The organism is Ruegeria sp. BHSA118 (genome assembly GCF_059613405.1).
Genome location: NZ_JBXWSM010000110.1, coordinates 1 through 8,882, shown reverse-complemented (window position 1 = coordinate 8,882; position 8,882 = coordinate 1). Strand labels below are relative to the sequence as shown.

Annotated in this window: 9 protein-coding genes; 2 read left to right on the top strand and 7 right to left on the bottom strand. The window is 57.0% G+C overall.

What is annotated here, in order from left to right:
* A partial coding sequence (locus AC2FNN_RS20675; RefSeq protein ID WP_496760306.1) for a flagellar basal body P-ring protein FlgI occupies positions 1–769 on the top strand: 769 nt, incomplete at its 5' end.
* A 54-nt stretch (positions 770–823) separates the two neighbouring features.
* Here the strand turns inward: AC2FNN_RS20675 and AC2FNN_RS20670 are convergent.
* From AC2FNN_RS20670 to AC2FNN_RS20640, 7 genes are all read right to left on the bottom strand, one after another.
* Positions 824–1,468, bottom strand: a complete 645-nt coding sequence (locus AC2FNN_RS20670; RefSeq protein ID WP_496760305.1) for a DUF1523 family protein — start codon at positions 1,466–1,468, stop codon at positions 824–826.
* Positions 1,469–1,478: 10 nt separating this feature from the next.
* Positions 1,479–1,745 (bottom strand): hypothetical protein, encoded by a 267-nt coding sequence (locus AC2FNN_RS20665; RefSeq protein ID WP_170345707.1) that lies wholly within the window; start codon positions 1,743–1,745, stop codon positions 1,479–1,481.
* Between the two features lies 1 nt (position 1,746).
* Positions 1,747–3,084 (bottom strand): DUF6638 family protein, encoded by a 1,338-nt coding sequence (locus tag AC2FNN_RS20660; RefSeq protein WP_496760304.1) that lies wholly within the window; start codon positions 3,082–3,084, stop codon positions 1,747–1,749.
* A complete protein-coding gene (locus tag AC2FNN_RS20655) occupies positions 3,081–3,707 on the bottom strand; it encodes a hypothetical protein (protein WP_496760303.1) in 627 nt (208 codons plus the stop codon). The genes AC2FNN_RS20660 and AC2FNN_RS20655 overlap by 4 nt, the downstream gene beginning before the upstream one ends.
* Positions 3,704–5,638 carry an AAA family ATPase gene (locus tag AC2FNN_RS20650; protein WP_496760302.1) on the bottom strand — a complete coding sequence of 645 codons (1,935 nt, stop codon included), beginning with the start codon at positions 5,636–5,638 and terminating at the stop codon, positions 3,704–3,706. Before AC2FNN_RS20650 ends, AC2FNN_RS20655 begins: the two co-directional genes overlap by 4 nt.
* 54 nt (positions 5,639–5,692) lie before the next feature.
* Positions 5,693–6,814 (bottom strand): hypothetical protein, encoded by a 1,122-nt coding sequence (locus AC2FNN_RS20645; protein WP_496760301.1) that lies wholly within the window; start codon positions 6,812–6,814, stop codon positions 5,693–5,695.
* 316 nt (positions 6,815–7,130) lie between these two features.
* Entirely contained in the window at positions 7,131–8,213 is a 1,083-nt protein-coding gene (locus tag AC2FNN_RS20640) for a hypothetical protein (RefSeq protein ID WP_496760300.1), read from the bottom strand.
* Between the two features lie 284 nt (positions 8,214–8,497).
* Between AC2FNN_RS20640 and AC2FNN_RS20635 the strand changes: the two genes are divergently transcribed.
* A partial coding sequence (locus AC2FNN_RS20635) for an aldehyde dehydrogenase family protein (protein WP_496760299.1) occupies positions 8,498–8,882 on the top strand: 385 nt, incomplete at its 3' end.

Below are 8,882 nucleotides of genomic sequence, written 5' to 3'. Positions count from 1 at the left end.
AGGCGATTCAAGCAGCCTGTTGGGTGGAACATTGATCATGACCCCGCTAAACGCAGCCGACGGCCAAATCTATGCGGTCGCTCAGGGCACAATCCTTGCAGGCGGCGTTTCGGCTGAAGGAGAGGCAGCCTCAGTCGTGCGTGGGGTGCCAACTTCGGGCGTGATCCCATCGGGTGCACGGGTCGAGCGTGAAATTGACTTCGACTTGTCAACTCTCACTCAGATGCGCCTTGCACTCAGAGAGCCCGATTTCACCACCGCCGCGCGCATCGAAACCGCGATAAACATCGAGTTCAACAGAGCCGTGGCAATCATGCGGGATTCCGGCACGGTTGAGATCAACGTCGCGGCGACGCAGGCGGTTTCCACAGCCCACGCCATAGGGCGTATCGAAAACATTCTGGTCGAGCCTGAATCGAAAGCACGCGTTGTCGTCGATCAACGCTCTGGCACCATTGTCATGGGGCAGGAGGTCCGAATTTCGCGTGTTGCGGTGTCTCAAGGCAACTTGACTCTGACGGTTCAGGAGGCACCGATTGCGGTGCAGCCCAACCCGTTCGCCAGAGGTGAAACAGTGGTCGTGCCACGGACAATCGCAGGTATCGAGGAAGAAGAGGGAACCGGCCTCGCCGAAATCCCCGAGGCCACCACGTTGTCCGAGGTTGTCGCAGGTCTGAACGCGCTTGGGGTCTCGCCTCAGGACATGATCGACATTCTGAAAACGATCAAGGCAGCAGGCGCGCTGCACGCGGAATTCATCGTCAGGTGAAGGGCACAGCCAGCTTGATGGGCGTGCTGCCGGTACGCCCGCCCCAGCTGTGATCTATTTCGATTTCCAGCTGTCCAGCCAGCGTCGAAACCTGTTGTGTCGCTCTTCTATGGCGTCACCCGCCGCATACAGGCCGTCTTCCACGTTTTCGATCATCGGATCGATCCGAGATTGCCGGAACCTGCGCCAACGCACCCATATCGCCCAGACAAACGCCGCAAAGATCGTCAGGAAGATGATATTGAACCATGGAATGATCCGAACATCCGGGCCATCCACATGCTTGATGAAAATGGCGTTGGGAAAGATCGACATGAATTCGTTGCGCCACCCGTAATGGGTTACGACCACCCATTTCGGGTTCTCCTTGGTCGATTTCGCATCATTGGCCTCGGTATACAGGTTCGCCGTGTCGAACTTGAAATACGGGGGCCATCCCCAGCCGGTATCCTCATTTCGGTACACGATGGGTTTTCCGTTGGCCCGCACCGCCTGAATGAACTGCACATCCCGGTTGGACAGGCTGGTGGATTGATCTTCCGGCTCTGACCAGAAGATCCGGGTCCAGTCGTTCAGATCCTGCCGTTCTTCATAGGTGTTGACGATGCGCACAATGTCATGCTGGGGCAGAGAATATTGCAGGATCACGGCAATCGTACCCCAGAAAATGATAATGAACGCCCATTTCACATAGGCCATGCCTAAACCCTCACATGTAATTCACGATGTAGATCAGCGCGCCAATCGCCACCCACGGCACGATATAGACACCCAGGATCAGTTTACGCCGGAACGAATTGTCATACACATGCAATCCGCGTTCGACAAAGGCTTCTTTGTTGCCCGTCTTGCCCTTTTCGTCCCACCAGTTCTCCAGTTTACGACGGCGTATCCCGCGCGAGTAGAACGACAGCCCGACATAGGCAATCGTCTGGATCACCAGCAAGATCAGCAAAAGGCGCAATAATCCAAACATTTCAACCTTTCCTCACCGAACCCCAGGGACCGACCCGAGCAATTATGTCATCGCTGACCCGATCGTCGCCGCTCATATCCGGCTCATGCCCGAACAGGGCGGCGCGGGCGCCTTGCTTGTCCACCTGATATTCGCGCGCAAGGAAGTCGGCCACATAGGCCTTCTTGCTCTCAGGCCAGCCTGAATATGTGCTGTAGAACAATTCTTTGTGGCAGATGAACATCTGGCGCGGGTCCAGCGGGGCCAGTTCGGCCAGCAGCATGTTCACCAGATCGCGGTTCGGCGTATCGGCGGCGCGAAGCGTGTAGAAATAGGCCGGGTGGTCCGAGGTGATGCGCGGCCACGGCCCTCCATCGCTTGCCCAGCGCAGCAGTTGAGCAAGCCCGTGATACGCTTCGGGCAAGCGATCCGCGTGGTTCCGAGCCAACCGCCGCATGTCACTACGATCCAACCCCGTCAGGTTGACATCGGCATCCGTTGCCGCATCGACGGTCAGGAAATCCATCTTCTGTTGCAGGATCGCGGCCGCATCCACACCGCGCGCCTTGACGATGGGTTCGACCAGATCGTTGTAATCCAGAAACTTGGCAATCTGGTTCCGCTGCGACGGATCAAACGTGTATTTGATCGACATGTCGTCCGGCTTTTTACCCATGCAAATCGCTGCCGGGTGATCTACGTCGGGAAAAAGATAAAGCCCACCGAAATGCGCGGTCCAGAAATTGCGCTGCTCAAAATCCGTATGTCGCAGGCGCACCGGGTTTCGGGTGACGTCTCCGGTTTCCCTGGCTGTTTCGATCATCCTGGCGATCAGCACATCGTCGAACCAGGCGTCTTCTTCGGTTTTGAACCGTTCGACCATGCCCGCCAGTTGCTCGGCCTTGCGCAGCGTTCCGCCTGCGGTGTCGGCCTCGATCTCGATCTTGCGCAGGTTCAGAAGGTCGCGCGGGGTGGTGAGTTTGATGACCGAGTTCACCAGCTCTCCGGCCACCGCATCGGTGGCGGTCAGGGCGAAGAGCTGCGCCTCGTTCATCTCGATAAATTCGCGCAGGATATCGCGCGAGGTCGAGAATTTGACGTTCAGCAGAGGCGCGCGTTTCTGCTCGGTCGTCAGCAGGATGAACTGCCGATTGACCCCGTTGGGGTTGAGGTAAAGCTCGTCCTCCAGCTCAATCCCCACCTCCGGCGAATAGCCTGAGATATCGACATGGAAATCCATCAGCGCCGTGGTCTTGCCCGCCAGATGCTGCAGCGCGCGGTTATACCGCTCGACCAGAGCCGGGCTGGAGATGTGGACGAGGTTGCCGAACATCAGGCCTTTTTCGATGAGGCGGATCATGACACTTGCTCTCTGCCCAGTTTTCCTCGAACGAATACCTCAACCGGCTTCAAAGCCTTCAAAAAATCTTGCCGGTATACATCCTTTTCATCATCCAAGCGGTCATAAAGGATATTGCGTTTCTCTCCTAAGATTTCTCGATAGGACTTCGCTAATTCAGTATCCCCGTAGTAATTAGCGTCCAGAAAAAGCTTAATGTAGACAAATAGCTCATGTTCAAGTGTCTTTAGAGGTTCAAAGAGTTTGGACAATTCTTCTCCCCAGACTGCATCTGCCTCTAGCAACAAAGCGTCGAGTTCGTTTCGTTTTTCCGAGTGGCGTTCCCAACGTTTTGCGTAAGCGTTGATAACTCCCCGCCGACGTAGTTCTGCATCTGGCAATCCGTCAGCTTCAGCCTCGTCGGTCCGCAATTCAGAGTTCGACATAGCGGGGTGGCGAACCGAATAAAGCGCATCGCGGTATCGGTATGTTGCAATCATGATGCGGCGCGCCAGATCAGAGTCGGCTGTCCAGATGTTTTGGTTTTTCCAGGTGCTCAAGCCTCGAAATGCGGCTATTGCTGCCGCAACGGCAGCGCCCGCCATAACAGTGTTAGCCAACGCAGCCCAAGCTTCAGCACTCATCTGCCTTTCCCCTCCAGATACCGCCGCTTGGCTTCTTCCATCCGGCCCATCTCACGCACTGCGTTCTCGATGGCGACCTCGTCGCTCTTGTCGGCATAGCGGAACTCGCTGTCGGCGTAGCGGTTGATCTCTTGCATCACCATCTCAACCGTGATCGGCTGGCGCAGGTCCTCGATCATGGCCTTCTTGGTGTCGTAGTCGCGGAACAGGAACAGGTCAGGGTTTTCCATCCATTCGTCTGGCAGTTCGAAATCCATCGCGCGGACCTTGACCGCGTCGGTGATGTTCTTGATCGCGCGGCCGGTGAACCGCTCATCCGCCTGCTGGATCGCCTTGAGGTAGGTGCCCATCTTGGCGATCGTGTCCATCTGGCCGATATCGCCGGACACCCGCTCATAGACCTGCAACAAAGCGTCCTCATGCGGGCGCGAATGGCTTTCGAAACTGGCGGCGACGGCTTTCTTGATCTCCTGCGCGGCGTAAGCCTCGTGTTCGCCCAGCGGGATGTCGTGGTTGCGGCCCATCAGCAGGTGCAGGATGTCGATGTAATCCTCGCGCGTTTGCGGTCCGTCCACCAGGAACCGCGCGCCCGCCCGCTGGCGCAGGGCGTCGTCCACATTCTCGGGGTAGTTCGAGAACATGCCGAAAGTGCAGTTACCGCGTACAACGGTGTTGGCGCCGGCAAAGCTCTCCATCAACACCGCAGTGATCTCCAGCTGCCCGGCTGACGATTGCCGGTCGCCGCGTTTGCCTGCCAGTTGGTCGATATCGTCGATGGTGCCGAAGCCGATGACCGAGGGGTCGATGATCGTGTTGATAAACGCCTTGGCGTTCTGGCCGGATTTGCCCTGATAGCTGTCGATATTATCGGTGCTCAGGTTCTGATAGCGGAACGGATAGCCCGCGTTCTGGCAATAGTCGTTGATCAGCCCGGCCATCATCTGGATCAGAGTGGTCTTACCGGTGCCCGGTTTGCCGTCGCCCATGAAGGTAAAGATGAACCCGCCAAGTTCGGCAAACGGGTTCAGGCGGCGGTCGAAATCATAGGCCATCACCATCTTGGCCAGCTTCATCGCCTGATACTTGGCGATATGGTTGCCCACCACCTCGTTCGGTTTCTTGAACGTCATGGTCAAGGTGGTGGATTTTGCCTTGGAGGCCGGCTCGAACCCCCGGATCGTCAGATCATCGGCCTCGATATGCCAGGCTGCGTTCTGGAACGGGGCCAGATGGCTTGCCGACCCTGCGCGCAGGGCGGCCTTGTCCATCAGTTGCTCTGCATAGGCACTGATGGCGGCGATCAGTTGGGCATCATCGGGCACGTGTTTGGCCAGTACCTGATCCAGCTCCCACAGCGCGCCATGCAGGGCAAGCTGGCCATTGTCGGTCAGAACCTCTTCGATCTCGCCGATATCGACGGTGGTTTCCCCCAGATGCGAGGATAACAGATAAGCCAGCGTATTGCCGAACGTGTGTAACGAGATCAGCGCTTCGGCAGTCAGAACCTCTGAAAACTCGGTCTTCCGCGCGGCGGGCAGATCTCCGGCCAGGTTCGCGCGTTTCAGATCAGCCAAAGGGGTCTGCTCCGCATAAGCCTCCGCCACCGCCAGAGCGATGGCAATGGCCCGACGAATGGCCTGCTGCGCAGTGGCCTGCGGGGGCGAGACCAACGCATCGCCATCGTCCGAGGCCTCGATCCGTTCAACCAAATGCACACCGTCCGAACGCACCGTGCGCCGCGTGACCAGACCTGGTGTCGTGGATCGAAACCGTCGCCCCGTAGAAACCCCCGGAGACCGCTCGACCGCCACTTCAACCGGTTTCGCGATCCGCGGTGCATGCTCGAACCCGTTCAACAAGGCCGTCGCCGCTGGGTAATGCTTGCGAATGTCGTCTTCGCGCAATTCCATCTTATCTGACGTCAAACTCATCTCAAAAACCGCTCTTGCTTCATCTTTTCAAAAATACTCTCGCCGGAGGCGAAACTAGTATCGCAACACCTGCCCGGCCTTGCTGACCACGAACTTGCGCACATCGGCAAACCCCGGCGGATTGCGCTCCGCCAGCACCTGGAAAGGACGTTGGGGCAGGATGATCGACCGCTGCGTTCGCGTCGCCCCGGTCTCGGCCCCTTGCCCGCCGAACGGGTCCAGTGCAAAGACCTCGCGTTCGACGGTAGAAAACCAACCGGCGCGTTCTTCGATCACCTCTTCGCTTTCCAGCTCCTCGGTGGTCCAGGCAAGCGCCCAATCCTGACCTTCGGGCGCCTGTGCGTCCTCCAGCACCTGCCGAAGGGGGCCGGATTGCTCGGTATAGGCCGAGGAATACATTGGCCCCACATGAATGCGGCGCAGGTGTTTGGGGTGCAGGTCGTCGAAATCATGATCGAACCCCTTGGCGATGGTCACCAGCTTCAACCCGCCCAAAGACTGCGCCATCAGATGCGCCTGCACTTCGGGCCAGCGGCGTTGATCCTTGGGCAGGGCGGTTTTGCCGCTGTCTTCCAACTGCATCAGATAGATGACAGGTAGGTTGACCTGACTGTCATAGACCGCCCAGTGGATCATGAACTTGCGCCGCTCGCCCTCATTCCCGATCCAGTGACATTCAGGATCGTTGCGGGCCCAGAACAGCTGTCCTTTCAACAATTCCTCGTAATAGAGCCTTTGGGACAGCGCGAATTGCAGCTTGGTGGGGATCTCCTGATCACCGATGATCGTCCGAACCATATCGGTTTTCAGGTCGTCTTCCGAAGGCATATTCGCTAGATGCACCTGCGCCTGTTGCGCGTCGTTCGCCATCGTTAGCAACTCGGCCGCCACCGGAAAGCCGCTGTCGCGCTTGTCCATGGCGAGGCTGCCAAAGAACCGCCCCGTATCGCGCCCAACCAGCAGGTATTTCATGGACAGCGCACGGAAGGTGTAGAGCAACCCCGAGAGGTAACGCGACACGATCCGCACTTCTTGTTTCGAGATCGCCCCTTCGGCCTCCATCGTCGCAGCCACGCGCAAAAGGTGAACGGTGATCACCTCGAATTTGCGGAAATAGCGGCGCGAGGCGAAAGTGTCTGTCAGGCCGACATGATCTTGGGTAGGGTTAGTCTCCATTAATCTCCACCATCTCCGTCCCCATCCGCGTCTCCCGAGTGATACCCATCAGTGTCGTTGTGGAACGCGATTTCGGCCGAAACCGGGTCTTCCTTTTTGTAAACAAAATAAACCAAGTGCCCGACCCCAGCGAACACTGCTATCCCAATAGCCGGAGCCCAAAGGGACTCTGTGATCCAATAGAAAATTACGCCTAGACCAATAGCGAACCAGCGCAGGATCATCGCATTCTCGACCCAAGCGGGAAGCTGAATGTCCCTGCGCGTGAGACCCGATGAATAACGGTTATTGGTCTGTTTAGTCACAATTGTGACCCTCAAGAACCCCCGTACAAATTCTTATCATGCTTCTCGACAATCGAGGCAAAGCGGCGGGCAAAGCGTTCATCCGCCTTGGCCTTTTTCTCCAGCACGTCGCGGGCAAAGACCATGTGGTCCTCATGCGCCTCAAGCATGTCGGCCATTTTCTGATTGGTCGCGGTGCCGATGGCGGCCATGGCGGTTTGCGCCTCCTGATCCGTCTGCACGCCGATCTCGTTGATACGGTGGGCCACGTCCTGCTGTTGCGCGGTTTTCAGCGATTTGGTCAGCGCGTCATACAGCACCACGCGCTGCTGCGTGTCCGTTTGCAGCTTGTTGATCAAAACCATCTGCGTCGCCGCCTGGTTCTGCAGTGAATCGACCCAGGTCTTGCCCTTTTCGATATAGCGTTCCAGCGTCTGCGATTTGGCCAGCTTGACCTGCTCTTCCTGAACCTTGGCGTTGTATTGCTTGTTCAGCTCAGCCAGTTCGGTTTCCAGCTGGGTACGCGCGGCGGCGTCCTGTTCGACGCTGATCTTGTTTTCCAGCGTTATGATCGCCGGGTCCATGCCTTGTATCTCGGCGCGCAACGCTTCCAGTTCAGCTACGGTCGCCTCGCGGTCATCCAAGGTTACGGTCAGGTTGCCCTCAACCTTCACACGTTGCTCTTCCAGCACCGACAATTGCCCTTGCAGCAGCTTCACGATCACGTCCGATTTGGCGATCAGGTCTTGCAACTTGTCGTCGATATTGGCCGTGCGCATCCGCTCTTGCCGCATCGACTCGGATTTGCCTTTCGAGAAGATGCCGACAAACGACTCCCACCCGGTTTTCGAGCGCATCTCGTCGAAGTCCTTGGAAAACGCGTTGGTGACATCATCCAGCCCCATGATCAGCTCGGCGATATTGGCATTCATCACCTCGGTATGGGCATGTACGTCTTCAAGCGTGGCGTTTTCGATGTCGATGTCCGCCTCGGCGGTGCCGATCTTGGCGCGGGCCGCTTCAATGCGCGAGGTCAGCCCTTCGATCTGAGACTGGCTTTCGCGCACTTTGGCTTGAGTCTCTTCTATCAACGCTTCGAATTGCTGGTTCGACATCGCTTCTATCCCTTTTTTCTTCTATTACCCAATAAGATAGGGAATGTTACACTGATTTACATCCCCTGGATCTCAAAATTCACCCAGACTTTGGCAAACTCCTTCGCAAAAAGAAAGGCGAGACCGACCAACGAAACGAGCAGATTTCGAGTGACTCAATTAAATTAACTTGTTAAGTAAATTTTTGATCAAATCTGGATTGATTCCACATCCAGAGTGGCCATAGACAATTGAGACATCACCTGATTGGGTGCGCGCAACCCAATTCACGCCGGAGGCTTATCATGCTGGACGCAACAACCGATCTGAAGTCAATCCTGAAGAACCCCGAATTGCTTGTAACCAAAGCCTATATCGGCGGTCTGTGGGTAGACGGTGACAATGGCACGTTCAAAGTCACAAACCCCGCTCGGGGCGATGTGGTCGCCGAAGTGGCAGACGTCAGCCGTGCTCAGGTCGCCGGAGCAATCGCACAGGCAGAAGCCGCGCAGAAAGAATGGGCCAAACTGACCGGCAAGGAACGTGCAGCCATCCTGCGGCGCTGGTTCGATCTGATGATGGAAAACGCCGAGGATCTGGGCAAGATCCTGACCGCTGAACAGGGCAAACCCCTGGCAGAGGCCATCGGTGAGATCGGCTATGGCGCGTCTTTCATCGAGTTCTTCGGCG

What these genes read in the sequence shown, in the direction of transcription:
- AC2FNN_RS20670 (WP_496760305.1), bottom strand. Translation starts at nt 1,468, where the DNA reads ATGGCCTATGTGAAATGGGCGTTCATTATCATTTTCTGGGGTACGATT.
- AC2FNN_RS20655 (WP_496760303.1), bottom strand. Translation starts at nt 3,707, where the DNA reads ATGAGTGCTGAAGCTTGGGCTGCGTTGGCTAACACTGTTATGGCGGGC.
- AC2FNN_RS20650 (WP_496760302.1), bottom strand. Translation starts at nt 5,638, where the DNA reads ATGAGTTTGACGTCAGATAAGATGGAATTGCGCGAAGACGACATTCGC.
- AC2FNN_RS20665 (WP_170345707.1), bottom strand. Translation starts at nt 1,745, where the DNA reads ATGTTTGGATTATTGCGCCTTTTGCTGATCTTGCTGGTGATCCAGACG.
- AC2FNN_RS20645 (WP_496760301.1), bottom strand. Translation starts at nt 6,814, where the DNA reads ATGGAGACTAACCCTACCCAAGATCATGTCGGCCTGACAGACACTTTC.
- AC2FNN_RS20640 (WP_496760300.1), bottom strand. Translation starts at nt 8,213, where the DNA reads ATGTCGAACCAGCAATTCGAAGCGTTGATAGAAGAGACTCAAGCCAAA.
- AC2FNN_RS20660 (WP_496760304.1), bottom strand. Translation starts at nt 3,084, where the DNA reads ATGATCCGCCTCATCGAAAAAGGCCTGATGTTCGGCAACCTCGTCCAC.